The organism is Rhodococcus sp. P4_B6, from assembly GCF_056402215.1.
The window spans coordinates 1-25,104 of the sequence record NZ_JBFUHV010000008.1 but is presented as its reverse complement, the minus strand read 5'-3'; the positions used below and the strand labels follow the sequence as shown (position 1 = coordinate 25,104).

Here is a 25,104-nt window from a genome sequence, read left to right as displayed (position 1 = left end):
CTTCCGAATGAAACTGCTCATCCTCCATCGCGTTCCGTATTCCTTCATCGAATACCATCGTGTCATCGATCATGGAATTCACGATGTCGTCTACGTGGGCTCGAGCGCGCAACTTGCGACCCTGCCGCCCGACCTTCCCTGCACGAGGGTTGAACGCCCGGGTCGAGCAGGTCTGGCCGAGGAAGTTCGCACCCTGTTCTCCACCGACGATGCCTTCGACCGGGTCATCAGCGTCTCCCAATACGAGATGATGGAGGCGGCGCAGATAAGACGGAGCCTCGGAGTAGAAGGGACATCACCGGAGCAGGTCCACATCGTGAACGACAAGGTAGYGATGAAAGCCGCGGTCGCAGGATGCGGACTTCGCGTGCCCAGATTTGTTCGCTGCGACGAGGCGCTCACCGCTGCGTCCRCCGATGTCGCTCCTTGGGCTGGGAAGACGGTGCTCAAACCACTCGATGGAACCGCCAGCAAGGATGTTTTCGTTTTCGCCACCTACGCTGACGCCGGCGCTGCGATTCTCAATCACCCTACAGGTCTGGAGGACTGGGATCCGGAACGCTTCCAGCTCGAAGAATATGTGGAGGGGCCGATCTTCCACTTCGATGGCGTGATGCTTGCCGGTGCGCCGGTGGCGATCGTCGCCAGCAGATATCTGGGCACTTGCCTCGAGTTCGCCCAGGGAGTTCCGCAGGGATCGATTCAAGTCGACGACGACGGTGGGCGTTGCAAGGTAGCGGTCGAGTACCTTCGGGCCGTGGGTATCGACAATGGCCCATTTCATCTCGAAATGATCGAGGCCGCAGATGGAATGGTTTTTCTGGAGGTCGGCGCCCGCCCCGGCGGCGGACATATCAAGGAGACGTTCCGGCTTGCCACAGGCATCGACTTGGTCGCGGCCGGTTTGGCCTGCAACCTCGATTGGTCACCTCTCGACATCAATCCACTGAAACGATGGTTCGAAAGTACGGCGAGCAGCACGGTCTACGGGGATTTCATGTTCCCGGGTCACCTGCTTCCGTCGCGGTACTTCGCGATATCGGGTGGAGAACGGTTTCAAGCCCACCCAGACGTTGTTCGATGGAAGGAGCTGGACGCGGGCGCTTCTCTTCCGGAGACGGTGAGCTATTTCGATTTCGAATTACCCGTCAGCGGCATCGTCGCCGGCCGGTCGAGCTCGGAAGTGACCTCACTCATTCGCGAAATCCTGACGACCGTGCAAGTCGTACCGATCGAGCAGCCCACGCAATGCCCCACACCTGGCTGACCGGGCAGAACATGAATCTGCCCGGTCAGTGCGGGAGCGGACTCGTCTCCACCCGAATCCGAGCCTGCGCGTCAGCCAACCGGCGCTCGGCGTCCACGAGATCGGTGCCGACCGCGACTATGACACCTTGACGATCCGCAGAGGACCGGAGCGGACCGAGGTGTTGCCCTGGTTCGAGAGAACACTGCAACCGGATTATCCCCTCGGCCTGACGCGCGGCCTCGATGCCCTGCACGCGTTCGATCACCACATTCTCGTAACCAAAGAATGCGACGCAGCCTGCTCCAAGCCCGAGTGTTCGCGATTGCGGCGGCAGCCCGGCAAGATGACAGATCGACTCCCGGACCAGATCGCGACCCATCGCACGGTGCACCAGCTCCCAAATGAAATCGCCTCCAGGACGGGTATTGCCCTCGATGATCCGGGGCCCGGCCGAACCGATACGCACTTCGGTATGGGCCGGCCCAAAGGAATGACCGATCGAACTGAGGAAATCGGTGACGAGACCGCGGAGCTCGGCAAGGGCCGATACCGCGAGCACGGCCGGCATCAGATGACCGGTTTCGATATACCGTGGCGGGCCGGTGGTGGTTTTTGCGGTCACTGCGATGATGTCGTGCCGGCCATCCATGGTGAAGGATTCGACGCTGTATTCGGGGCCGTCGATGAACTCTTCGACGAGGGTCGGCCCGGGGTACTCGCCTCGAGAGCAGGCGAATGCGGATTCGACCTGGTCAAGGCTGGAGACGCGAAGAACACCGGAGCTGCCGGCGCCTTCAGCCGGCTTGACGATGATCGGGCCGCCCACTGACTGAAGAAAGCTCCGTACCTCGGAGGCCGAATGGCAGCTTCGGGTCCGCACAGCTCCGAGATCACGACCGGCCAGGTGCTCGCGCATGGCGATCTTGTCGCGGGTCAACCGGACGGCTTCCCGCGCATTGCCCTTGATGCCCAATGCCTCTTTGATCACGGCGGCCGGCATGAGGCCGTGCTCGGTGAAGGACACGACGGCATCGACGGGTTTGACCTCGTGCAGCTCCCGCGCCATGCTGAGCGCCTCTGCATGGTTGCGGTAATCGAATACGCACAGCCGGTGGGCGCGCCTGGCCTGCTGCGCGGTGACCGATTCGGAATTCTGAAACACAGACAGCTCGACCGGTAGATCTTCGATCATTCGGAAAGTCTCGTCATGTCCGCCGACGATCAAGATGTGAGCCATGCCGACCCAGCTCCCCGAGGTCCGCTGATTCCCGGAGGTCGCGCTCGTCCGGCCGGTCTCACTTCCGGCCCTCGATTACGCTGAAGCCGCAGGGCAGGAGCGTACTGCCGGTGAGTCCGAGGCCTGCGCGCTCGTAGAGGCGCGCGTAGTCCTGAATCGTTCGCTCCCGGCCGCCCGTCATGACCAGCATGGCGACGTCCACCACATTTCCCCAGACGTATCCGCCGTCCTCGCTGATCACCCGCTCCAGCACCAGGATCCTGCCGCCGGGCTCGAGTGCGTTCGCGCAATTGGTGAGGACACGTACCGAGTCGTCGTCGTTCATCGTGTGGAGAACGCTCTTGAGCAGATGGACGTCGCCCCCGCCAGGCACCTCTGTGAAACCGTCGCCGGGCACAATGCCACACCGCTCATCGACGCCATATTCCCGCAAGGTGTGACCGGCCCTGGCCAGCGAGAACTCCAGGTCGTAAATCGTGCCCCGCAGATGACCGTATTTGCGCAACAGCTGGGCGGTCACGATGCCGTAGCCACCGCCGACATCGACGACGTGCCGATTGTCCGCGAAATCGATCGCCTCCGCGGTCTCGAGACCGGCGCGGATCGAGATCTCGTGCCAGCCCAGATGGAAGCGCCGGGCGGAGTCGGGGTGCTCGGCCAGGTACTCGAAGAGGGATTTGCCGAAGAACTGGCCGAATCCTGTCTGCCCCGTACGAGCGCATTGGAGCAGCTCGCTCCAGGCCAGGTACGTTTCTGCGCCGGCAAAGAGCTCCACCTCGCTTGCGATCGATTCCGGATTATCCCTGCGCAAGAATTCGGCTCGCGGCGTGAGTGCGCATCTGTCCTGCTCGTCCACGGAGAAAATCCCCGCGCTCATCAGCAGGCGGAGGATCCGATTCAGCGCATCGGGATCAGTGCCGCTTCGTTGGGCGAGGTCGGCAAGCGCCAGTGGGCCCGCCGCCAGCAGATCGGCGAGCTCCAGCTCGACGGCTACGAACAAGCAGCTGGATATGTTGTAGCCGTGAACCATTTCTTTGACACAGAGACGGTCGGGCTTGTCACGGAAGTCGAAGTACATTGTGCGCCTTTGAATAGGTCGTGGAGTACAGCAATACGTGGAACTCCCGGACTCCCGGGCGTTCAACCAGCGTGAGGTTTCACCGCGTCGCGCGATAGATACCCAGGGGCTGGCAACCATTCACCCCCGCCCCGCACCGACGTAGGTTCAGGTGGTAGTCGCAGGGTCCGACTCCGACCCCAGATTTCGCACCAGCCAACGCCCGTCGACGAGATGCATGAGGACCGGGCACACGTACCGGGGATCGTTCGGCTGCCACAGGCCGCCCTCCAGCGCCGAGGCGTCGAGTACGTAGAGCGCCTCGACCCCCGGGGCGACCATCCTGGTGGCTGAACCGATTCCCCACGTCGCCGGATCCGGCAGCATCGCCCGGAACGACCGCAGATGCACGCGTTCGAAATGCACCCACAGCGGATGATCCGGCACAGGCCCGGCAAGGGCCGCCTCAACCGCTTCACTGTCCCAACCGTCAACAGTCATCTGATAGTGGTTGTCACGCACCCACTTCTGCGCGAGTACCGCCCGGAAGTCGGGGTCCACGTTCGGCCATACCGACAGCAGATCCCCGTCCACACACACCGGCATCAGGAATGCCCACGCCGCATTCACCAGATCTGTGTGCCCGAGAAACCGCACCAGTTCGGCCGGATCCACCGCACGAATCTGCCGGTACGTCTGCCGCACCTCGGGCGGCAACGAGTCGATCTGCTCGTCGGTCAGCTCCGGAAGGGCGGACACCGCCGGCACCGCACCGCGGTCCGAGGCGTCGTCCCGGTCGACCAGCAATGCCCGGACCGCGTCGACGAACCGTGGGGTCAGCCGGTCGAGTAACTCGAGCAGCTCCCCCACCGTGCGCGGCGGGAGCGTATTCCGGGCGACCAGCACGTGGATCCGCTCGAACACCGCTTCGGAGTCCAGATCGAGCTGATCGCAGAGGAATTCGTCGGGGTGGATCGCCTCGACGTCGAACGGGTCGAGGGCCGCAGGTGGGAAGTCCTTCGGATTCGCGGTCACGATCAATGCCGCACCGGACCGTACCGCCGCGGCCAGGACGTGCCGGTCCTTCGGATCGTTGGTCATCGCGGGAATCAACTCGCGGTACCCGCGTGACTCCTCCTCCGCGAACGGGAACGTTCTGCGCATCTGCTGGATCCGCCGCGCCGCCTGTTCCGGCGACTTACCGAACCTCTCCCCGGCCAGGTTGTGCTCCACCTCGTCGAGCAGATCCGGCGTCCACACCGGCCGGAACAACTCGGCATCGGCCAGGGTGAGCAGCAGGTTGTTCAGAGCCTGCGGAAGCAGGACGCACGCGTCGAGAACCACCCGAAAGGCAGCCACCGGTTGCCCTGCCCCTCGATCAGCGGGTCGAGACGAAGCCGTCAGCGGCGTCGCCGGGGTCCGGGGTTTCCTCGTGCGCCATCTCCTCGAACACCTGACCGCGTCGCGCACGCTCGTGTTGTCGGAAGGCCAGCACATCCGCCAACTCCACCCGCCGATGCCGGCCCGGCGACGAGTACGGAATCTTCCCGGCCTCCAGCAACCGCACCAACGTCGGCCGGGTAATGCCCAGCAGTTCGGCGGCCTCCTGCGTCGTCAGCACCGTCCGGTGCGGCTCCACCGTCACCGCCTGCCCCCGATCCAGAGCCGTGACCGCGTCGACGAGCAACCCGCGGACACTGTCCGGCAACGGCGCCGAACCCTCCGGGGTCGAGATCGTCACATCGCCCTGACCAGCGAGAACAAACTTCAACGCGGTGAGAAGGTCCCGATCGTCGGCGCCCGGCGGCAACACCGTGTGGTTCATCAGGGCGGCCATACCTCAACCATAAAACGAAAAAAACGAACACACAATGTCCTGAGCAGCGGACGAGGTGGCTCTCAGCCGAGTTCGTCGAGGAATTCCTCGACCACTTTCCGGTACTGCTCCGGCTGGTCGTCGTGGACGAGGTGCCCGGCCTGCGCGATGCGGACGTACTCGGCGCCGGGATGCCGCTCCGCCATGGTCCGCATCTGACCGTCCGGGGTGATGGTGAACTCCCCCTCGATCAGCAGGGCCGGAACGGTGATCGACGCCCACTGGTCCCAGAAGTGCCGGTCGCCCCACTCCGCCGAGATGTCGCGGAACGTGTCGACGTCGCCGTGCAGGTACCAGCCGTCGGCGCGCTTCTCGAACGACTCCAGGAAGTACTGTCCGGCAACCGGACCGAAGAACTCGAACAGATCCTCCCGGGTCGCGAACGGCTGCGGCCAGTTCGAGATCATCGCCGCCCAGTCGTCGGCGGTGCGGCCACGGAAGTCGGGGGCCATGTCTTCGAGGACGAGCGCCGACACCTTGTCCGGGTGCTCGGCCGCCAGGCACCAGGCGTGCAGGGCGCCCATCGAATGGCCGATCACCACCCACGGCTCGGTGAAGGCCGCGAGAGCCGCGGACAGATCTGCTACGAATGCTTCCGTCGTCAACCGCGACGGCGCGGGCCTGCCGTGGCCTGCGGCGTCAAACGTGAAGACGTGGCCGTGCTCGCGCAGCCACGGCACGTGCCGTCCCCACGTCCGGGCACTGCCCATCAGTCCGTGCAGCAGCAGAATCGGCTGTCCCGTCCCACCCTCGTCGTGCAACGCACTCTCACCCGCCACCACTCCGACGCTAGCGGAGTAATCTCGCCCGCATGGCAGTGGTGAAGATCAACGCAATCGAAATCCCCGAGGGTGCGGGGCCCGAACTCGAGAAGCGCTTCGCGGCGCGCGCGCACGCCGTGGAGAACTCTCCCGGCTTCCTCGGCTTCCAGCTCCTGCGCCCGGTGCAGGGCGAGAACCGCTACTTCGTCGTCACGCAGTGGGAGAGCGAAGAGGCATTCGCGGCGTGGCGCGACGGTCCGGCCCGTGAAGCACATGCGGGTGAGCAGAAGAAGCCGGTGGCGTCCGGGGCGTCGCTGCTGGAGTTCGAGGTCGTACTCGACGTCGCGGCGGCGAACAAGAGCTGAGCGGCAGGGGCGGGCCGAGGATTGACACGACGGCCCGCCGGGTGCAAAAGTTCGCAGGACAATGCGATGGTTCGGCAGGAATCCGGTGCAATCCCGGAGCGGTCGCGCCACTGTAAATCGGAGTAGTCCTTCACGGGAACCACCTCGACAGCCAGATACTGCGGCCATCGCCTGGACCTAGGGGACGCGAAATCCCAGGAGGAACTATGGCACTCGCCTACGCACCCGGCTCGTCGGTCGACACGACCCGCCTCGCCGTCATCTCTTTCGCGATCGTTCTGTTCGCGATGCTCGCTCTCTACCTCGTGGGATTCGACCAGGGCGCGATCTCGCGCAGTGGCATGTACATGCATGAATTGATGCACGACGGCCGCCACCTCCTGGGTCTGCCATGCCACTGACCGATTCCTTCACGAAACTCCTCATCCGCGGTCTGCTGGCCGGCCTGATCGCAGGCATCCTGGCCGGTGGCGTCGCGTTCGTTCTCGGTGAGTCGCACATCGACGCGGCCATCGCGATCGAGGAATCGCACAGCGCCGCCGAACCCGAAGGCCACTCACACGACGCCGCCACCCAGGCGGACGAGCCTGCCGGGCACTCGCACGACGAGGAAGACGCACTGGTCAGCCGCGACGGGCAGCGCTTCGGACTGTTCCTCGCCACGTCCCTCGCCGGACTGGCTCTCGGAGCGATCTTCGCCGTCGTCGCGAATTACGCACGTCGGGTGACGACGCTGTCGGGACCATTGCTCGGCCTGAGCCTGGCAGCCTTCGGCTGGCTGGCAATCGAGGCGGTGCCGTTCTTCAAGTACCCCGCCAACCCGCCCGCCGTCGGAGACCCCGAGACGATCAACCAGCGCACCTGGCTGTGGCTTGCCGCAGTCGCGCTGGGCCTGCTCGCCGTGGTGGCGTCCGTCTTCGCGGCGAAGGCCGTCGCCGCGCAGGAGTTCCTGTCGGTGCGGATCGCGGCGCCGGTTGTCGCGTTCCTCGTGGTGGCGACCATCGGATACCTCGTGCTGCCCACGATCAACGAAGTGGGTGACGACTTCCCCGCCGTGCTGCTGTGGCAGTTCCGGCTGTCGTCCCTCGCGACGCAGGCCACGCTGTGGCTGGTTCTCGGACTCGTGTTCGCGTTCCTCACGGAGCGTGCCACCCGGGCCACGGCGCCCGCGTCGGCGAACGCCTCTGCCTGACCATGTGAGTGGCACGGTGTGCTGGAGCACACCGTGCCACTCACATGGGATGGGTGTCCCAACGGGCCGGGTCCGTCTCCAGGGCGGCCCGGTCCCAGCCACCCCGATCGGCGGCCGCATCGTACGTGCTGTGCAGGAACTTCAGCAGAGCCGCATCGGGGTCGTCCGCGGTGCGGACGGTCTCGTACGGCAGCAGGAACTGCCGGAACTCCGCGCTGTAGAACGCGCCGTCCGGCCCGACCGGGTAGTCGGCGAAGCCGTCCGGTTCCGGATAGGCGTACGCGTAGAACGCGCCCTCGACGCCACCGCCGGGCCAGAATCCACAGCTGCTCAGCTCGTGTGAGTAGCCCTCGACCATCACCCAGTCGCCGCAGTTCGGCGCTCCCCCAGGATGAGTGGGCGCGCTTCGACCGGAGAACCGGGTACAGGCCAGGTCGAGCGCACCCCAGAAGAAGTGCACGGGACTGACCTTCCCGATGAAGTGGGCACGGAACTCGTGCAGCACACGATCCGCCTGCACGAGCTGCCGCCAGAACCGGTGCACCGACTCACCGTCGTACGAGCAGTGCTGCGTGTCCTCGGCGAACGGAACAGCCGTCTCCACCTCGTTGGGCCTGGCCAGGATGGTCGTCGTCACGCCCAGTTCGGCCAGCGTGTCCATCGTCTCCGCATAGAAATCGGCCACCGACTTCGGTTCGAGCGCAACCGTTCCGGTTCCGCCCGCGCTCGTGCGGATCACCAGCCGATGGTCGACGAAGTCGAATTCGATGTCGAAACACTCGGTGCCGTACGGGACGGTCGACGTGGTGAGACCGCGGGGGCTCACGTACAGCGGCACCTGCCACCAGTGGTTGATCAGCGGTGCGTGGGCCAGGCGGATCTTCCCGACGATCTGCGTCCACATGTGCAGGGTGTCCCTCGTCGACGTCCACTCGTCCACCTTCAACGCCGGCCATGCATCTCCGGATCGTGTCTGCTCGCGCACAGTGCCTCCCTGCCGACGACGTGCTTTTCAATGTGCTCCCCGTCCGGAGTGATGGCAAGGTGCCGCACCGATACCCGAGTAGGGGTGGCCGCCACTCCCCGGGGTGATGTGCCCGCGATGTCACCGATACCAGCATTGGGGACATGACCACTCGCACCGCACCACCGGCCCCGCAGACGGTCGAACACGCGTTCCGGCTGCTCGGGCTCGCCCTGTTCGCCGGCGTGGTGGAGGCGATTGCACACGCGTCCACCGCACTGGAGAATCCGGACGCCGACGTCGCCGGGCTCGCCGGACAACTCGCGGTCCGTGTTCTCGTCTACGCCGCGGTGCTGTTCGTCATGACCCGGTTCCGCAGCGGCAGGGCGTGGGCGCGGGGCGTCCTCGCGATCAGCCTCGGCATCTTCGGCGTCACGTCGCTCGTGGCGGAGCCGATCGCCTGGATGACGGCGTGCGATGACCCGATGTCCGCCGTCTCCGGTCTGACGCTCGACGTCGCGGTGATCGCGCTCGCCCGGCTCACGCACCTCGCGGCGGTGATCGCCGCACTGGCACTCATGTTCCGGGCTGACGCCAACCGGTACTTCGCCCGCTGCTAGGTGACCGGCGCCGCGCTCGCCTGCGTCAGGAGCTGCAGGAACACGTCCTTCGGCTGCGCACCGGATACCGCGACCCGGCGGTTGGCGACGAAGAACGGCACCGCCGACACCTGCAACGCACGAGCGGTGTCGAGATCGGCCCGGACCGCGTCCGCACCGGCATCGGAATCGAGTTCGGCGCGCACCGTGTCGGCGTCGAGCCCGGCCCGCGCCGCGATGTCGACGAGCACCTCGCGGTCGTCGATCACGGCGCCCTCACCGAAGTGGGCGCGGAACAGTCCCTCCACCACGGCATCTCGCCTGTCGCCCGCGAGGTGGATCAGCCGGTGCGCGTCGAAGGTGTTGGCGGCGACGACCGTGTCGAAGTCCAGTCGCAGACCCTCGTCGGCCGCCGTCTGCGCGACGTGCCCGAACATCTGACGGACCTGCTCCGCCGACAGCCCCTTGCTCTCCACCAGGGCGTCGAGTTCGGTGCGCCGCTCCCCGACCGGCGTGTCCGGAGACAGCTGGTACGACCGCCACGTCACGTTGACCCGGTCGCGCCCCTCGAACTCGTCGAGGGCCGACAGGAAACGGCGCTTGCCGATGTAGCACCAGGGGCAGGCCACGTCGGACCAGATCTCGATCTCGATGTCGCCGTCGTGCTTCTGCTGTGTCGTCACAGTTCAGTGGAACAGATCGGTGCCGGATTCTGTTCCGGCTCGTTCCGCTCAGAGGATGTCTTGGCTCGCCGTGGTGTATTTACGCCCGCCGAATTCGACCGAACGGTACGGTGAGGGTGTCGACACGGCGAGAGTAACGTCGTATCGATCGTGCCGCTGAACGAGGGGCGCTCGTCGCGATGCCCGGACAATCGACGGCCGATGGTTGCGGAACCCGAACTCCTCCAGGAGTAGCCATGGTTTACGTCTCTTCACCGAGCAAGTCCGTCGAATCAGTCGGAATCGTGCTGATCGCCGTCGGAGTCGTCCTGCTCTCACTTCTCACCCTCTACCTGGTCGGCTTCGACCAGGGTGCGATCTCCCGAAGTGGCATGTACCTGCACGAATTGATGCACGACGGACGCCATCTCCTGGGAGTCCCCTGTCACTAGTTCCACCCCTACGGAGCGCGCGATGAACTCTCCAGCAGAATTCGAAGCACAGGCGAACAGAGTGGCGGGGTACGGCCCCCTCCATCACGAAGAGATGGATTCGCCGTACTACCTCCCCAATTCCGCGTTCGACGCGCTGCGGCACGTGCTGCACGACGTCGGCGGCCAGCCCGCCCTTCCCGTCGCGTACGAGGAGAAGGTCGAAGAGGACTGGGAGATGAGCACGTACGTCACGTGCGAATGCCTCGGCTGGCGGGGCGTGTGGAACTCGGAGGAACGCCGTCGCGCCGAGAACGACCTGGGTGCCACGCTCTACTTCGGATTGCCGTACTACGCGCGGTGGATCACGGTGGCTGCCAAGACACTCATCAACAAGGGCCTGATCACGCCGGACGAACTCTCCGCCAAGATCGACGAAGTGCGGGCCCGGACCGCCGGCGGACCTACGGCGGGAGGCCGGTCATGACGAAGTTCGAGATCGGCGACCGCGTCACCGTCAAGGATGCGACGTCGATGTTCCACACCCGCACGCAGGCATTCATCCGCGGGCACACCGGCGTCGTCGTCGAACACCGCCCGGCGTGGGTGATCCCCGAGGACGAGGCGTGGGGACGCGTCGACGACGGCCGGACCGAGCCGTTCTACGTCGTCCGCTTCCAGCAGACCGACCTCTGGCCCCGCTACACCGGATACGAGATCGACACCTTGGAAACCGAGTGCTCCGAGCGCTGGCTCGAGCCGGCAGGAGAGGCCGACACATGACGCATTCGCACGACGATCACGCCCCGATCCAGGCCTCGGAGGAGGTCAGCGAATTCGAGATCCTGGAAACCGCCATCCGGGAACTGTCCATCGAACACGGACTGTTCTCCCGCGAGGATCACCGGCGCTTCTCGGAATGGGCCGAATCGGTAGGGCCGTCGGGTGGTTCGAAGTTGGTCGCGAAGGCGTGGGTGGATCCGGAATTCAAGAAGCGCCTACTGGCCGACGGCACCGAGACCTGCAAGGAAGTGGGGATCGACTGGCGCGACCCCACCGGGTCGGGCACACCGAGCGACTACACGTACTTCTACGTACTGGAGAACACCCCGAAAGTGCACAACGTCATCGTCTGCACGTTGTGTTCGTGCTATCCGCGGCCCGTCCTCGGCATGTCCCCGGACTGGTACCGCACACCCAACTACCGCCGCCGGCTGGTGCGCTGGCCCCGCGAGGTGATCGCGGAGTTCGGCCTGCACTTCCCGTCGGACGTCGAAGTGCGCGTGCATGATTCGAATCAGAAATCGCGATTTATGGTGATGCCGATGCGCCCCGAAGGCACCGAGGGGTGGAGTGAGGAACAGCTGGCGTCGATCGTCACCCGCGACACCATGATCGGCGTCGCCGTCCCGCAGGTCGACTGGACGGCGACCACACCACCCTCGGACAACGGAGGAGCCGCGCGATGATGGCAGACAGGGGCTACGACGTCATCCTGAACACGTTGACACCGGCGACAACTCGCGACGACGTGACGCTCCCGGACCTCGACCGCAAGCCCGACCCGTGGGAATCGAGCATGCAGGCCACCGCGGAATGCCTGTCCTGGCGTGGCGCCTGGGACAATCTCGACAGGCGCCACACCGAGGACCAGCTGGGCGAAACCATCTACCGCGACTTCCCCGTCCGCTCCCGGTCCGTCGTCGCCACCGCGCACGCGCTGATGGACAAGGGCGTCATCAGCCCGGACGAACTCCAGGCGAAGATGGAGGAAGTGCGCGCACGGGTCAACCGTCGGTAGCCGGCACTCAGGATTCGAGTGCCGCGTCCAACGTGATCTCGACGCCGGTGAGTGCCTTGCTCACCGGGCACGACTCCTTCGCGGCCTGAGCGGCCTTGGCGAAGCCGTCTGCGTCGAGCCCGTCCACCTCACCGCGGACCGTCAACTTGATGCCGGTGAGCTTGAAACCCGGGTTGTCCGGCCCGAGTGAGACATCGGCCTTCACCTCGAGGCTCTGCGGGGTTCCGCCTGCCTCCGCGATGAGTGCGGACAGCTGCATCGCGTAGCAGGACGAATGCGCCGCCGCGATCAGCTCCTCCGGGCTGGTGGTTCCACCCGCCTCCTCCGCCGCGCGCTTCGGGAACGAGACGTCGAAGGTCGCGACACCGGAACTGGTGAGTTCCACCTGGCCGCTTCCCTGTTCGAGTGATCCGTTCCAAGCGGTCCGTGCGGTACGTGTCGGCATGCCACATCCTCTCGTGGTTCTTCGGTTTACGTGTCGAACCTACTCGTACCTGGCGCACATCCGCAGCGCCCGGGAACGCAGGGCGGCCCGCAGATCGTCCGGCGCCAGCACTTCTGCGTCCTCGCCGAGCGACCACAGCACGCCGCTCGCGTGGGAGTCGTCGCCGAACACCACTTCCAGGCGCACCCGGTCGCCGTCGGCGGGCTGCTCGGATCGGACGGCGTAGGCACGCTCCGCCAGAACGTCGCGGCACTCCCGGCGGACGAGAACGTCGACGACGATCGGTGTGCCGCGTGCCCGGAACGCCGAACGGCGATGCTCCCAGATCGCGGCGAGGTCGATGTCGGCCGGTCGCTGTGCCGGTTCGTCGAGTTCGCGGACGTCCGCGATCCGCTCGAGCCGGTACGTCCGGTCGCGGCCGGCGTCCGTCGCCACCAGGTACCACCGTCCCCCCGCGTGGATGAGACCCTGCGGGTCGATGACCCGCCACACCGGTTCGTTGCCCCGCGACGGGTAGAGGATGCTCAGGCGCCTGCCCACGAACACCGCTTGCTGGATCAGCCCGAGGTGGTCGTCGACCGGTTCCGGATCGGTCAGCCACGAACCCTGGGTGACGAACACCCGCTCCGCCACCTTCGTCGCCGCGGCCCGGTGCGCGTCCGGCATCGCCGCGACCACCTTGCGCATCGCCGACGCGAACGCCGGCGCCATGCCCAGCGACTCCGAGGTCACCGCGGAGCCCGCCGCCAGCAGGGCCTTGGCCTCGTCGACGGTCAGGCCCGTGAGGTCGGTGGTGAATCCCGGGAGCAACTCGAAACCGCCGTCCCGGCCGCGTTCGGCGTACACCGGGATCCCCGCCGTCGACAGCGCATCGATGTCTCGCAGCACGGTGCGCGGCGACACCTCGAGTTCGCGGGCCAGCGCCGCAGCCGACATTCGCCCACGGTTGCGGAGCAGGAGGACGAGCGAGAGCAGACGGTCGGCGCGCATGCGGAAAGTCTGTCAGAAATACACGACAGAGGATGTCATGTATTGCGGCGATAGTTGCCTCATGACAAACACGACAGATCCCCGGCCCCTGTACCGCGAAGCCCTCACCTGGACCACCGGTCTCATCGAGAACGTCCGCGAGGACCAGTTGACGGCATCCACCCCGTGCGCCGACTTCGACGTCCGCACCATGCTCGGCCACCTCGTCGCCACCGTGGAGCGTGCCCGCGTGATCGGTGAGGGCGGCGACCCGGCCACCGTTCCGCTCGTCGTCACCGACATCCCCGACGAGGGCTACGCGGACGCCTACCGGTCGGCCGCCGACCGCATGTGGCCCGTCTGGACCGACGACAGCCGCCTCGACGCAACGGTGACCGCCCCGTGGGGCACCGTCCCCGGCCGCGCCGCGATCTGGGGCTACATCAACGAGACGCTCGTGCACGGCTGGGATCTGGCGGTCGCCACCGGCCAGCCCTCCGAAACCCGCCCCGAACTCGCGGAGGCCATGCTCGCCGTCGCACAGCGCGCGATCCCGGCGGAACCACGCGGCGGGCACGTGCCGTTCGCGGACGTGGTCGAGCCGCACCCCACCGCCGGTCCCACCGAGCGCCTCGTCAACTGGTCGGGACGCAAGAGCATCTGAACCCCGCACACACGAACGGGCCGCCGGTGGAAACCACCGGCGGCCCGTCTCGTTCGACTACTGCCCGACTACTCCGAGTCGGCTGCGCCCGACTTGGCCAGGTCGACCGGAACCTCGTCGGGCACCGTGACCGGCTTCGTCTCGCCGCGGAACGTGAACTTCGCGTCCTCGCCCGCGCCTTCGCCGTCCCAGTTCTCGACGTCGACGTACACGATCTGACCGGGGCCGACCTCGCCGAAGAGGATCTTCTCCGACAGCTGGTCCTCGATCTCGCGCTGGATGGTGCGACGCAGCGGCCGCGCACCCAGGACCGGATCGAAGCCACGCTTGGCCAGCAGCGACTTCGCCTTGTCGGTGACCTCCATCGTCATGTCCTTGTTCTTCAAGGCCACCTCGACGCGCGCAACCATCAGGTCCACCATCTGAACGATCTGCTCGGTGGTGAGCTGGTGGAACACGACGATGTCGTCGATRCGGTTGAGGAACTCGGGCCGGAAGTRSTTCTTCAGCTCGTCGTGGACCTTGAGCTTCATCCGCTCGTAGTTCGACTCGTCGCCCTTACCGGACGTGAAGCCGAGACCCACTGCCTTGGAGATGTCCGACGTGCCGAGGTTCGAGGTGAAGATGAGCACCGTGTTCTTGAAGTCCACGGTCCGGCCCTGACCGTCGGTGAGACGGCCGTCTTCGAGCACCTGCAGGAGGGTGTTGTAGATCTCCTGGTGTGCCTTCTCGATCTCGTCGAACAGCACCACGCTGAACGGCTTGCGGCGCACCTTCTCGGTGAGCTGTCCGCCCTCTTCGTAGCCGACGTAGCCGGGAGGGGCACCGAACAGCCGCGACGCGGTGAAGCGGTCGTGGAACTCACCCATGTCGATCTGGATGAGAGCGTCGTCCTCACCGAACAGGAAGTTGGCGAGCGACTTGGCCAGCTCGGTCTTACCGACACCGGACGGGCCGGCGAAGATGAACGAACCGGACGGACGCTTCGGGTCCTTCAGGCCGGCACGGGTACGACGGATGGCCTTGGCGACGGCCTTGACCGCGTCTTCCTGACCGATGATCCGCTTGTGCAGCTCCTCCTCCATGCGGAGCAGACGGGTGGTCTCCTCCTCGGTGAGCTTGAACACGGGGATGCCGGTCCAGTTACCCAGGACCTCGGCGATCTGCTCGTCGTCGACCTCGGCGATGACGTCCAGGTCACCGGAACGCCACTGCTTCTCCCGCTCTGCACGCTGAGCGACGAGGGTCTTCTCCTTGTCGCGCAGGTTCGCGGCCTTCTCGAAGTCCTGCGCGTCGATCGCGGACTCCTTCTCGCGGCGGGCGTCGGCGATCTTGTCGTCGAACTCGCGGAGGTCCGGCGGTGCGGTCATCCGGCGGATGCGCATCCGTGCTCCGGCCTCGTCGATGAGGTCGATGGCCTTGTCCGGCAGGAAGCGGTCGTTGATGTAGCGATCGGCCAGGGTGGCCGCGGCGACGAGTGCACCGTCCGTGATGGACACGCGGTGATGCGCCTCGTAACGGTCGCGCAGACCCTTGAGGATCTCGATGGTGTGCTCCACCGTCGGCTCGCCGACCTGCACCGGCTGGAAGCGGCGCTCGAGTGCGGCGTCCTTCTCGATGTACTTGCGGTACTCGTCGAGGGTGGTCGCACCGATGGTCTGCAGCTCACCGCGGGCCAGCTTCGGCTTGAGGATCGAGGCCGCGTCGATGGCGCCCTCGGCCGCGCCGGCACCCACCAGGGTGTGCAGCTCGTCGATGAACAGAATGATGTCGCCGCGGGTGTTGATCTCCTTGAGGACCTTCTTCAGGCGCTCTTCGAAGTCACCGCGGTAGCGGCTGCCTGCCACGAGCGACCCGAGGTCGAGCGTGTACAGCTGCTTGTCCTTGAGCGTCTCGGGGACCTCGCCGTTGACGATGGCCTGAGCGAGACCTTCGACGACGGCGGTCTTACCGACACCGGGCTCACCGATCAGCACGGGGTTGTTCTTGGTACGGCGCGACAGCACCTGCATGACGCGCTCGATTTCCTTCGAGCGGCCGATGACGGGGTCGAGCTTGCCTTCGAGGGCCGCCTGGGTGAGGTTGCGACCGAACTGGTCGAGCACCAGCGACGTGGACGGGGTGCCCGCCTCGCCACGAGTGCCGCCGGATTCGGCCGGCTCCTTGCCCTGGTAACCGGAAAGCAGCTGGATGACCTGCTGACGGACCCGGTTGAGATCGGCGCCGAGCTTCACCAGAACCTGCGCTGCGACGCCTTCACCCTCGCGGATGAGGCCGAGCAGGATGTGCTCCGTACCGATGTAGTTGTGTCCGAGCTGCAGTGCCTCGCGCAGGCTGAGCTCCAGGACTTTTTTGGCACGCGGGGTGAAGGGGATGTGGCCGGACGGGGCCTGCTGGCCCTGGCCGATGATCTCCTCGACCTGGCTGCGCACTCCTTCGAGGGAGATGCCCAACGACTCCAGCGACTTGGCAGCGACACCTTCGCCCTCGTGAATGAGGCCGAGCAGGATGTGCTCCGTACCGATGTAGTTGTGGTTGAGCATCCTGGCTTCTTCTTGAGCCAGGACAACAACGCGCCGTGCGCGATCGGTGAACCTCTCGAACATCGCTCTCCCTCACACTTTCCGACGTGCAGTCACGAGACCGGGTGTCTCGTCCCTGTTCGCCGCGTTTCGCTCCGGCACTACAAGCAGATCGCCAGCGCCTGCTCCGAGGGCAGACGCCCCGAACCGACGAAGGTTCCACGACCCCAGCTATTACTCTAGTTGGCTGCCGATCGACCTGCTGCCCCTCCACCCCTTTAGGTGGGCGAGCACGCCTGCTTATTCGTATTTAACGCCCCAGCTCCGGCAATCGTTTCCCCTTCGCTGTACGCCTGGAGCGAACAGGTCCGGTGGTGCCTGTGAAGGGCACCCGGTCGATAGAGGCCGGCGGCCCGCTCCCCGAGGGGGCGAGACCTGCGTATCCGGACAGGGTATGTCGACGAGCTGTGAGTTCGCCACCCATTCGTTTCCGCCGGGGTCGGCGGCGTTACCCAGCGGGTTGCCCAGGCCTCCCCCCGGTAACTGGCGGCAGATGGATCTCGCGGGGGGCTACCCCGCGACAGGGGCGACGAAACTGCACGGCACCACGCGCGGATTGTCGCGGTCCAGCGCGTTCAGGACGAAACCGGCGGCGCGGGCGGAGCCGGCGACGGCGACGTGGTCGGAATAGTCCTGCTGGCACCCGTCCTGGACGACGATGTTGGTGGTGTCCGGCCCCGGCTCGAGGCCGCTCGTGTACGGGACGACCAGTTCGTCGTAGCGGGTGACGATGTTCGTGTACTCGATCCCGGGGACGTAGACCCCGCCCGCGCGCATGCGGTCGATGAACTTCGACCCCTGAAGCATCTCGGGACACGCCTGGCAGATGGGGAAACCTGCCGCCACCGCGTCGTCGACGCCGAGCGAACGCAGGAACCGGCCTGCACTGATCTGATCGTTTCCGTACGTGCCCTGCCACGGCGGGGCGAGCGACACGATCTTCGCGACCTTGTCCGCACCCCCGAAGAACTTCACGTAATTGTTCGCCTGCACCGTGCCCTGGGAATGTCCCACCAGGTCGACTTTCGCGGCGCCCGTACTCGCCAGCACCTGATCGACGAACGCGGCGATCTGAGCGGTGCCGGTGTCGATGGGCGTCATTCCGCCGATCGCGTCGAGCGGCCAGGGCAGGTCGGGGAAGTTGCCGTAGGTGAGGGAGTACACGCAGTAGCCCTCGTTGGCAAGCAGGGGTGCATACACCGCCCAGTTGGTCTGGCGCGCGCCTCCCGTCCCGTGGACGAGGACCACCGGTTCGGGATGCGCGTCACTCGGCCGGCAGGACCAGTCGTTCGAGCCCGGGGCCGAACCGTCCGGATTTCCCAATTCGAGGGGCACTCCGGCGAGGAACGAATCCGGCACCGGATAGGCAGGCGCTGCGGATGCCACCCCGGCCCACATAACGAAAGCCAGGAACAGAATCCCTGAAACGGACACGCAGCGGCGCACAGCTACCCCCAGACTCCCCGAATGTCGGATCAGAGCGGGACGGTAACAGTCCAGGTCGCCTTGCGGAGCGAATCAGCGAATTCTGTTCCCAGCTAACTTTCAGTTYGCCTTGTTGTAGGCCTCGATAATTTCGGCGGAGATACGGCCGCGCGCAGAAACCTTTTTGTTGTTCTTGCGCGCCCATTCCCGGATAGCGGCGCTCTGTTCCCGGTCGACCGAAACTCGGGACTTGGTGACGGCCGGGGCCGCCACCGCTTTGCCGCGCTTGCGCGAGCTCACCTTGCGCGCGTGGGAAACCCACACGTCGAGCTGCTCGCGCAATTTCGCCGCATTCTCCGAGGAAAGGTCGATCTCGTACTGAACACCATCGAGTCCGAACTCGACCGTCTCGTCGGCAGACGCCTCTTGATCGACATCGTCGATCAGGGTGACAGTGACCTTCTTAGCCATGGGATGAAATTCCTCTCGAATGAAGCGACGTCTCATCGTCAACGTGAGCTACGACCCGAGGTAACCATACCCCTGTTCTTCCGATTCGGAATACGAGGAATGGATCGAATTTATCCGCGCGAATTCACCCCCAGCGAATCAGCGAGAAGAAGGCCGAACAATGGGAAAGAGGATTGTTTCGCGGATTCCCAATCCCGTCAATGCCATGAGCAGACGGTCGATTCCCATTCCGGTACCGGTGGTCGGCGGCATTCCCTGCTCCATTGCGGCGAGGAATTCTTCGTCGAGGGCCATCGCCTCGTCGTCGCCGGCCGACGCGAGACGCGCCTGATCGACGAACCGCTCACGCTGGATCACCGGATCGACCAATTCCGAATAGCCCGTGGCCAACTCGAACCCACGGATGTAGAGGTCCCACTTCTCGGTCACCCCGGCCTTGCTGCGGTGGTCACGAGTCAGCGGTGACGTCTCGACCGGGAAATCACGGACGAAAGTCGGCTCGAACAACTGGTCGCCGCACTGGTGCTCCCACAGTTCCTCGACCAGCTTCCCGTGCCCGTAACCCTTGTCCTTCGGGACTTCGAGGCCCACCTTCTCGGCGAGAGCCAGCAATTCCTCGACCGTGGTATCCGGAGTGACCTCGACACCGATCGCCTGCGACAGCGACGGATACATCTCGAGGGTCTTCCATTCACCGCTCAGGTCGTATTCGGTGCCATCGGCAAGAGTGACGACCTGCGAACCGAAAGCGGCCTGCGCCACCTCCTGAACGAGTTCGCGGATCATGACGGCCGAATCGTCATATGTGCCGTAAGCCTCGTACGTCTCGAGCATCGCGAATTCCGGCGAGTGCGTCGAGTCGACGCCCTCGTTGCGGAAATTCCGGTTGATCTCGAAAACCTTCTCGATACCGCCCACGACGCACCGCTTCAGGAACAGTTCGGGGGCGATCCGGAGATACAGGTCGATGTCGAGGGCATTGGAATGCGTGATGAAGGGACGGGCCGCCGCGCCACCTGCCACCGTCTGCAACATCGGCGTCTCGACCTCGAGGAACCCGCGACGCTCGAGCGCGTTCCGGAGCTCACGGACCACTGCCACACGCTTACGCGCATTGTCCCGCGCCTCGGGGCGCACGATCAGATCGGCGTAACGCTGCCGGACCCGGGACTCCTCGTTCATCTCCTTGTGCGCAACGGGCAGAGGCCGGAGCGACTTGGACGCGATCTGCCACGAATCGGCCATCACGCTCAGCTCACCGCGACGGGAGCTGATCACCTCACCGTGCACGAACACGAAGTCACCGAGGTCGACATCGGCCTTCCACGACACGAGAGCGTCCTCGCCGACAGCGGCGAGACTGATCATCGCCTGCAGCTGAGTGCCGTCGCCTTCCTGCAGCGTCGCGAAGCACAACTTGCCCGTGTTGCGCACGAAGATCACCCGGCCGGCGACACCGACCTGGTCGCCCGTGGTCGTGTCGGGCTCGAGGTCCGGATACTTGGCGCGGATCTCCGCCAGCGAGTGGGTGCGCGCCACCGACACCGGGTACGCCTGGCGTCCCTCCGCGAGAATGCGCTCACGCTTCTCCTGGCGGATCCGAAGCTGCTCGGGGGTGTCGTCGACTGGCTGGGCTGCTACTTCACTCACGGGTCACCAGCCTAATCGACAGCCGGTCGTGCCCCTATTCAGAGGTCAGCGTTCATCCCGACGGCTCGCCGTCAGCACCGACCGACGGCTCGCCGTCAGCACCGACCGACGGCTCGCCGTCAGCACCGACCGACGGCTCGCCGTCAGCACCGACCGACGGCTCGCCGTCAGTGCGCCGAGACGGTGGCCAACTCCCGCACGCAGTGCTGCGTCGCGATGAGCGACCCCAGCAGCCCCGCCGCCTTGATCGCCTTGTACCCGCCGACGAGGTCGGTCGCCTTGTGGAGACCCAGCTCCTGCAGGGCCGCCGCGGCGAGGCTCGACGTGTAGCCCTCGGAGCAGACGATGATCCACTCGACGTCGTGATCCACCGCCAGCGCCAGGTGCGCCGAGCTGGTGGGATCGCAGCGCCACTCGAGGACGTTGCGTTCGATGGCGAGCGCGCCGGGCAGCGTCCCCTCGATCGCGCGCTGCGCCTGCGGGCGGATGTCCACGACGATCGCGCCGCGCGCCACGGCCTCGGGCAGCTCGAACGCGTACATCCGGTCGATCTTGGTGCGAGCCTCTTCGAGCATCTGGTCGATGTTCACTTCGAACCGCCCTCGGGGAGATCGGTGAGCTCGGTCCGGGTACGGCGCAGCGTGCCGTGGTCCGTGACCTCGTAATAGGACATGGCCGACAATGGCGGCGAGTAGGCGTGCACACTCAGCGTCGGCGTCACCGCCTGTGCCCCGGGTGCGTCCGGCGCCCGCACCACGTCGTGGACCCAGCCGAGCGGAAACGAGGCCTGATCGCCGGCGTCGAGGATGCGGTGACGCAGTTGATCACCCGCCCAACGGAACTCGGACAGCGCGCCGCTGAGAACGGTGAGCGCACCGAAAGATCCTGCGTGGTCGTGCAATTCGGTATTCCGGTCGGGAACCCAGCTGATCAGCCAGACATCGACGTCGTCGTCCGAGTAGAGCCGGGTCGACCAGCGCTCGTCGGTGGGCCAGCTCTGCGGGAGCAGGACGTCGTGGCGGCCGTCGAGGACCTCGGAAGCACCCTGATCGGTGATGCGCAGCAGGTCAGCCGGGCGAAGACGGGTGGGTACAGATGCAGAAGAATACGTTGCGAGCACGAGAGAGACTCCCAGAAGTGTGAATTGGTCAAGGCAGCGTTCAGCCTCGACAACACTCCTGAGCACTCGTGCAGAGATTCACGGGGACCATTCTGACATAACTTCCGCGAAGAGGGAACCCATCAGTCGAGCGGACTGCGACGCGCTCCCTTGCGGGCCTGATTCCGCTCGTAGACCAGGCGCAGCCCTTCGAGCGTGAGATCCGGTTCGTGCTCGTCGACGGTCTCCGTCTCGGGCATGATCAGCGGCGCACGGTCGCCGGTCGCGATCACCACCACGTCGGAACCGGAGAAGGCGGGCAGTTCCCTGCGCACCCGGCGGACCAGTCCGTCGACGAGGCCGGCGAAACCGAACACCGCACCCGACTGCATGCATTCGACGGTGTTCTTGCCGACGACGGAGCGCGGCCTCACCAGTTCGACCTTGCGCAGCGCCGCCGACTGCGACGCGAGTGCGTCCGAGGAGATCTCGAGGCCGGGCGCGATGGCGCCGCCGAGGAACTCACCCTTCGCGGACACGACGTCGACGCACGTGGACGTCCCGAAGTCGACCACGATGCACGGCGCGTCGTAGAGGTGATGCGCCGCAAGACTGTTCACGATCCGGTCGGCGCCGACCTCTTTGGGGTTGTCGACGAGCAGCGGAACACCGGTTCGCACCCCGGGTTCCACCAGCACGTGCGGGACGTGCCCCCAGTACCGCGTCAGCATCACGCGGATCTCCCGCAGCACCGACGGCACCGTCGACAGCGCGGACACCCCCGTGATCTGATCGGTGTGCGCGCCGAGGAGCCCGCGGAAGATGAGCGCCAGTTCGTCGGCCGTCATCCTCGCATCAGTGCGCATCCGCCAGTCCTGCACCAACTTCGAGTGTTCACCGGTACCGGTGAACAGTCCGAGAACGATGTTCGTGTTCCGGACGTCGACGGTGAGGAGCACGGGTTACACCAAACTGGATTCGCGCTCGGCGTCGAGCGTCGACAGCATGCGCGGGGTGATCAGGCCGGAGCCCTCCGGCGCGTGCGCCGGGTCGGCACCGAGTTCGACCGGCTTGTTCGCGGCGTCGACGAACACGACGCGCGGCTCGTAGTCGCGCACCTCCTGCTCGTTCATGACGCCGTAGGCGATGAGGATGACGAGGTCGCCGGGCTTGACCAGATGCGCTGCCGCACCGTTGATCCCGATGACACCGCTTCCCCGCTCGCCGGCGATGACATAGGTTTCGAGCCGCGCGCCGTTGTCGATGTCGACGATGCACACCTGCTCACCCTCGAGGAGGTCGGCGGCATCCATCAGATCCTGGTCGACCGTCACCGAGCCCACGTAGTGCAGGTCGGCGTGTGTGACGGTGGCGCGATGGATCTTCGACTTCATCATGGTGCGAAACATGTTCCGGTCCTTACTCTTCTAGCGGGAAAGAAGTTCGTCTGTCGCCGACGCGTCCGACGCCTCGGTGTCACGTTCGAGGAAACCGGTGCCGACGGCGACACCGACGTTGTCGATCAAGCGGGTGTTTCCGAGCCTGGCGGCGACGAGCAGCCGGCCATCGCCTCGCGCGGGGGCCGGACCGAGGTCGACGCCCCGCACCTCGAGGTAGTCGACCTCCACCTCGGGGGTGGACGCCAGCACCTCGCGCGCGGTGGCGAGGATCGCCTCGGCGCCCCCGGCCGCGGCGTGGGCACCGGCGATCAGGGCCGCGGACAACGTCGTCGCCGCGTTCCGCTGATCCTCGTCGAGGTAGCGGTTCCGCGAGGACAGCGCGAGTCCGTCGTGTTCACGCACCGTGGGCACGCCGAAGATGCGGACGTCGAAGTTCAGGTCGGTCACCATCTGCCGGATCAGCGTCAGCTGCTGGTAGTCCTTCTCGCCGAAGTACGCGACGTGCGGTGCGGCGATCTGCAGCAGCTTGGCGACGACGGTGAGCATGCCCGCGAAGTGCGTGGGCCTGGACGCGCCCTCCAGCTCTGCGCCCAGCGGTCCGGGGTGGATCGTCGTCCGCGGACCGGCCGGGTACATGGTGGCCGCGGTCGGCACGAACGCCAGCTCGACTCCGGCCTCACGCAGCAGTTCGAGATCGGCGTCGAGGGTGCGCGGGTAGGCGTCGAGGTCTTCGCCGGCACCGAACTGCAACGGGTTGACGAAGATCGAGACGATCACCACCGCGCCGGTGAGCTTGGCCTGCCGCACCAGTTCCAGGTGACCCGTGTGGAGGGCTCCCATCGTGGGCACGAGCGCGACCTGGCGGCCGACGCCGCGCAGCGCCTTCGAGACCCGCGTCAGCACGCTCGGGTCGTGGTGCACGGTCAGTTCGCCGCGCTTGTATCCGCCCTGCAGATCGCTCACGGGGCTCACCTCCGGTCTTCCAGGATGTCCAGCAGTTCAGGTGGGGCGCCGGCGCGCTGCGCCGACCTCAGCGAGAGGGCCCGGTAGCCGGCCGCAATCCGCGGATCGACTTCCTCGAGGACGCGCAGATGCGTGGCCACCGCCTCGGAGTCGCCCCGGGCGACGGGCCCGGTGAGCGCCGCGGGTCCGCGGCGCAGCGCGTTGTCGAGCGCCGCGGACAGCAGCGGCTGCAGAACTCGTTCGGCCAGGCCGTTCGGATCGTCGCCGATCAACTCCTGGCCGAGCAGTTCCTGGCCTTCGAGCGCGACTCGCAGCGCGGCGACGGCGTCGACGACGAGCGTGACCAGGTGGTTGCTGCCGTGAGCGAGAGCGGCGTGGTACAGCGGCCGCATGTCCTCGCGGACCCGCACCGGCTCGCCGCCGATCTCGAGAACCAGCGACTGCGCGATCGCGTAGCCGATGTCGTCGGCGGCGGTGATACCGAAACAGGCGGATGCGAGACGGACCGTGTCCTCGTCGTGGCCGGTGAACGTCATCGCGGGGTGAATCGCGAGCGGAACGACACCCTGCTCCGTGAGGGGGCCGAGGATCCCGATGCCGTTCGCGCCGGACGTGTGGGCGACGATCGCGCGACCCGGCACGGCACCGGTCGAGGCCAGCCCCGCGATCAGCGACGGCAGTTCGGCGTCGGGGACAGCGAGAATGAGCAGTTCGGAGCGGGCCGCGACCTCCGAGACCGGCAGAATCTCGGTCTCGGGAAGCCGGGTACGTGCCCGATGCCGTGACGCGTCGGAGACGGCCGAGCAGGCGACGACGACGTGACCCGCCCGCTCCAACGCGGCACCGATTGCTGTTCCGACCCGGCCGGCGGAGACGATTCCTACCGTCAATCTCGCAGGCGCAGGGCCATTAGTGATCCCGAAAGAGGTCACCTTCGTCCTCTCGTTCGTTCCAGTCCCGCTCGGCGGGTACCAGACGTTCCACGGTGAGGATAGCCCGGCTCGAACTCGGCCCGCCATGCGCAGGCAGAGTGATATATGCCTCACACCGTGCGGGTTGATCCTCGGGCGAGTCGGAGCCTATTCGGCCCGGCGACGCCTGCCTCCGGCGCTCTGGGACGCCCCCGACGCGGACTGCATGTTGGCCATGATCTCGGCGACGGACAGCCCGTTCGAGTGCGCGCCCGAAGAGTCGTCGTCCTCCGCCGCCCGCCTGCGGCCCCGCCGCCCCTCGGGCTCCGGC

The 25,104-nt window shown here is 66.1% G+C and carries 30 protein-coding genes and 1 riboswitch; of the genes, 11 read left to right on the top strand and 19 right to left on the bottom strand.

The window, feature by feature from the left end:
* The first annotated feature begins 7 nt into the window (after positions 1–7).
* Positions 8–1,267, top strand: coding sequence for an ATP-grasp domain-containing protein (locus tag AC1DWT_RS05570; protein ID WP_477919992.1), 1,260 nt, complete (start codon positions 8–10; stop codon positions 1,265–1,267).
* Between the two features lie 25 nt (positions 1,268–1,292).
* Here AC1DWT_RS05570 and AC1DWT_RS05565 read toward each other — a convergent pair whose 3' ends face one another.
* From AC1DWT_RS05565 to AC1DWT_RS05545, 5 genes are all read right to left on the bottom strand, one after another.
* Positions 1,293–2,486, bottom strand: a complete 1,194-nt coding sequence (locus tag AC1DWT_RS05565) for an ATP-grasp domain-containing protein (RefSeq protein ID WP_387489968.1) — start codon at positions 2,484–2,486, stop codon at positions 1,293–1,295.
* Positions 2,487–2,544: 58 nt separating this feature from the next.
* Positions 2,545–3,564 carry a methyltransferase gene (locus AC1DWT_RS05560; protein ID WP_072947380.1) on the bottom strand — a complete coding sequence of 340 codons (1,020 nt, stop codon included), beginning with the start codon at positions 3,562–3,564 and terminating at the stop codon, positions 2,545–2,547.
* Positions 3,565–3,711: 147 nt separating this feature from the next.
* Positions 3,712–4,902, bottom strand: a complete 1,191-nt coding sequence (locus AC1DWT_RS05555; RefSeq protein WP_095863006.1) for a PIN domain-containing protein — start codon at positions 4,900–4,902, stop codon at positions 3,712–3,714.
* Positions 4,903–4,921: 19 nt separating this feature from the next.
* A complete protein-coding gene (locus AC1DWT_RS05550; protein WP_072947378.1) occupies positions 4,922–5,380 on the bottom strand; it encodes a helix-turn-helix domain-containing protein in 459 nt (152 codons plus the stop codon).
* A gap of 62 nt (positions 5,381–5,442) precedes the next feature.
* On the bottom strand, positions 5,443–6,198 hold the full coding sequence (locus tag AC1DWT_RS05545) for an alpha/beta fold hydrolase (protein ID WP_072947377.1): 756 nt from the start codon (positions 6,196–6,198) through the stop codon (positions 5,443–5,445).
* A gap of 32 nt (positions 6,199–6,230) precedes the next feature.
* Between AC1DWT_RS05545 and AC1DWT_RS05540 the strand changes: the two genes are divergently transcribed.
* The 3 genes from AC1DWT_RS05540 (at position 6,231) to AC1DWT_RS05530 (ending at position 7,737) form a co-directional block, all read left to right on the top strand.
* Positions 6,231–6,545, top strand: a complete 315-nt coding sequence (locus AC1DWT_RS05540; protein WP_378683326.1) for an antibiotic biosynthesis monooxygenase family protein — start codon at positions 6,231–6,233, stop codon at positions 6,543–6,545.
* Between the two features lie 50 nt (positions 6,546–6,595).
* A riboswitch (cobalamin riboswitch) is annotated at positions 6,596–6,728 on the top strand.
* 23 nt (positions 6,729–6,751) lie between these two features.
* On the top strand, positions 6,752–6,946 hold the full coding sequence (locus AC1DWT_RS05535) for a CbtB domain-containing protein (RefSeq protein ID WP_005244930.1): 195 nt from the start codon (positions 6,752–6,754) through the stop codon (positions 6,944–6,946).
* Positions 6,937–7,737, top strand: coding sequence for a CbtA family protein (locus tag AC1DWT_RS05530; RefSeq protein WP_477919988.1), 801 nt, complete (start codon positions 6,937–6,939; stop codon positions 7,735–7,737). Before AC1DWT_RS05535 ends, AC1DWT_RS05530 begins: the two co-directional genes overlap by 10 nt.
* Before the next feature lie 40 nt (positions 7,738–7,777).
* Here AC1DWT_RS05530 and AC1DWT_RS05525 read toward each other — a convergent pair whose 3' ends face one another.
* Positions 7,778–8,722: a DUF5996 family protein gene (locus AC1DWT_RS05525; protein WP_072947375.1), complete on the bottom strand. Its 945-nt coding sequence runs from the start codon at positions 8,720–8,722 to the stop codon at positions 7,778–7,780.
* Between the two features lie 143 nt (positions 8,723–8,865).
* On the opposite strand from AC1DWT_RS05525, the gene AC1DWT_RS05520 reads away from it, so the two are divergent.
* Entirely contained in the window at positions 8,866–9,321 is a 456-nt protein-coding gene (locus AC1DWT_RS05520) for a hypothetical protein (protein WP_072947374.1), read from the top strand.
* On the opposite strand, the gene AC1DWT_RS05515 is transcribed toward AC1DWT_RS05520, so the two are convergent.
* Complete coding sequence (locus AC1DWT_RS05515; protein ID WP_072947373.1) at positions 9,318–9,983, bottom strand: DsbA family oxidoreductase; 666 nt, start codon at positions 9,981–9,983, stop codon at positions 9,318–9,320. The genes AC1DWT_RS05520 and AC1DWT_RS05515 overlap by 4 nt on opposite strands.
* A 236-nt stretch (positions 9,984–10,219) precedes the next feature.
* On the opposite strand from AC1DWT_RS05515, the gene AC1DWT_RS05510 reads away from it, so the two are divergent.
* Genes AC1DWT_RS05510 through AC1DWT_RS05490 form a run of 5 tightly spaced genes read left to right on the top strand, consistent with a single transcriptional unit; the run spans position 10,220 to position 12,194 of the window.
* Entirely contained in the window at positions 10,220–10,414 is a 195-nt protein-coding gene (locus AC1DWT_RS05510) for a CbtB domain-containing protein (protein WP_072947372.1), read from the top strand.
* Between the two features lie 22 nt (positions 10,415–10,436).
* Entirely contained in the window at positions 10,437–10,880 is a 444-nt protein-coding gene (locus tag AC1DWT_RS05505; RefSeq protein ID WP_072947371.1) for an SH3-like domain-containing protein, read from the top strand.
* Positions 10,877–11,176, top strand: coding sequence for an SH3-like domain-containing protein (locus AC1DWT_RS05500; protein WP_072947370.1), 300 nt, complete (start codon positions 10,877–10,879; stop codon positions 11,174–11,176). Before AC1DWT_RS05505 ends, AC1DWT_RS05500 begins: the two co-directional genes overlap by 4 nt.
* The gene (gene scnC, locus AC1DWT_RS05495; protein ID WP_072947369.1) at positions 11,173–11,862 is read left to right on the top strand and encodes a thiocyanate hydrolase subunit gamma; all 690 of its coding nucleotides are present in this window, start codon (positions 11,173–11,175) and stop codon (positions 11,860–11,862) included. The genes AC1DWT_RS05500 and scnC overlap by 4 nt, the downstream gene beginning before the upstream one ends.
* The gene (locus AC1DWT_RS05490; RefSeq protein ID WP_072947368.1) at positions 11,859–12,194 is read left to right on the top strand and encodes an SH3-like domain-containing protein; all 336 of its coding nucleotides are present in this window, start codon (positions 11,859–11,861) and stop codon (positions 12,192–12,194) included. The genes scnC and AC1DWT_RS05490 overlap by 4 nt, the downstream gene beginning before the upstream one ends.
* Positions 12,195–12,201: 7 nt before the next feature.
* Here AC1DWT_RS05490 and AC1DWT_RS05485 read toward each other — a convergent pair whose 3' ends face one another.
* Positions 12,202–12,639 carry an OsmC family protein gene (locus AC1DWT_RS05485; protein ID WP_005244949.1) on the bottom strand — a complete coding sequence of 146 codons (438 nt, stop codon included), beginning with the start codon at positions 12,637–12,639 and terminating at the stop codon, positions 12,202–12,204.
* A gap of 39 nt (positions 12,640–12,678) precedes the next feature.
* Positions 12,679–13,629: a helix-turn-helix transcriptional regulator gene (locus AC1DWT_RS05480; protein ID WP_072947367.1), complete on the bottom strand. Its 951-nt coding sequence runs from the start codon at positions 13,627–13,629 to the stop codon at positions 12,679–12,681.
* A 61-nt stretch (positions 13,630–13,690) separates the two neighbouring features.
* Here AC1DWT_RS05480 and AC1DWT_RS05475 point away from each other — a divergent pair, with 61 nt between their 5' ends.
* A complete protein-coding gene (locus AC1DWT_RS05475) occupies positions 13,691–14,272 on the top strand; it encodes a TIGR03086 family metal-binding protein (protein ID WP_095862998.1) in 582 nt (193 codons plus the stop codon).
* A gap of 68 nt (positions 14,273–14,340) precedes the next feature.
* Here AC1DWT_RS05475 and AC1DWT_RS05470 read toward each other — a convergent pair whose 3' ends face one another.
* The 10 genes from AC1DWT_RS05470 to AC1DWT_RS05425 all read right to left on the bottom strand — a co-directional run bounded on the left by AC1DWT_RS05470 (position 14,341) and on the right by AC1DWT_RS05425 (position 24,794).
* Positions 14,341–16,878: an ATP-dependent Clp protease ATP-binding subunit gene (locus tag AC1DWT_RS05470; RefSeq protein ID WP_477919983.1), complete on the bottom strand. Its 2,538-nt coding sequence runs from the start codon at positions 16,876–16,878 to the stop codon at positions 14,341–14,343.
* Between the two features lie 486 nt (positions 16,879–17,364).
* Entirely contained in the window at positions 17,365–18,300 is a 936-nt protein-coding gene (locus AC1DWT_RS05465; RefSeq protein ID WP_387489978.1) for an esterase/lipase family protein, read from the bottom strand.
* Positions 18,301–18,399: 99 nt separating this feature from the next.
* Entirely contained in the window at positions 18,400–18,750 is a 351-nt protein-coding gene (locus AC1DWT_RS05460) for a histone-like nucleoid-structuring protein Lsr2 (RefSeq protein ID WP_072947363.1), read from the bottom strand.
* 138 nt (positions 18,751–18,888) lie between these two features.
* Complete coding sequence (gene lysS / locus AC1DWT_RS05455; protein WP_072947362.1) at positions 18,889–20,400, bottom strand: lysine--tRNA ligase; 1,512 nt, start codon at positions 20,398–20,400, stop codon at positions 18,889–18,891.
* Positions 20,401–20,567: 167 nt separating this feature from the next.
* Positions 20,568–20,990 carry a rhodanese-like domain-containing protein gene (locus AC1DWT_RS05450; protein WP_012691510.1) on the bottom strand — a complete coding sequence of 141 codons (423 nt, stop codon included), beginning with the start codon at positions 20,988–20,990 and terminating at the stop codon, positions 20,568–20,570.
* Positions 20,987–21,520: a cysteine dioxygenase gene (locus AC1DWT_RS05445; RefSeq protein ID WP_072947361.1), complete on the bottom strand. Its 534-nt coding sequence runs from the start codon at positions 21,518–21,520 to the stop codon at positions 20,987–20,989. Before AC1DWT_RS05445 ends, AC1DWT_RS05450 begins: the two co-directional genes overlap by 4 nt.
* Positions 21,521–21,642: 122 nt before the next feature.
* On the bottom strand, positions 21,643–22,458 hold the full coding sequence (locus AC1DWT_RS05440; protein ID WP_072947360.1) for a type III pantothenate kinase: 816 nt from the start codon (positions 22,456–22,458) through the stop codon (positions 21,643–21,645).
* 3 nt (positions 22,459–22,461) lie between these two features.
* Entirely contained in the window at positions 22,462–22,908 is a 447-nt protein-coding gene (panD, locus tag AC1DWT_RS05435) for an aspartate 1-decarboxylase (RefSeq protein ID WP_073363686.1), read from the bottom strand.
* Between the two features lie 18 nt (positions 22,909–22,926).
* On the bottom strand, positions 22,927–23,862 hold the full coding sequence (gene panC / locus AC1DWT_RS05430; RefSeq protein WP_072947400.1) for a pantoate--beta-alanine ligase: 936 nt from the start codon (positions 23,860–23,862) through the stop codon (positions 22,927–22,929).
* A 5-nt stretch (positions 23,863–23,867) separates the two neighbouring features.
* The gene (locus AC1DWT_RS05425) at positions 23,868–24,794 is read right to left on the bottom strand and encodes a Rossmann-like and DUF2520 domain-containing protein (protein WP_072947358.1); all 927 of its coding nucleotides are present in this window, start codon (positions 24,792–24,794) and stop codon (positions 23,868–23,870) included.
* Positions 24,795–25,104: the final 310 nt, after the last annotated feature.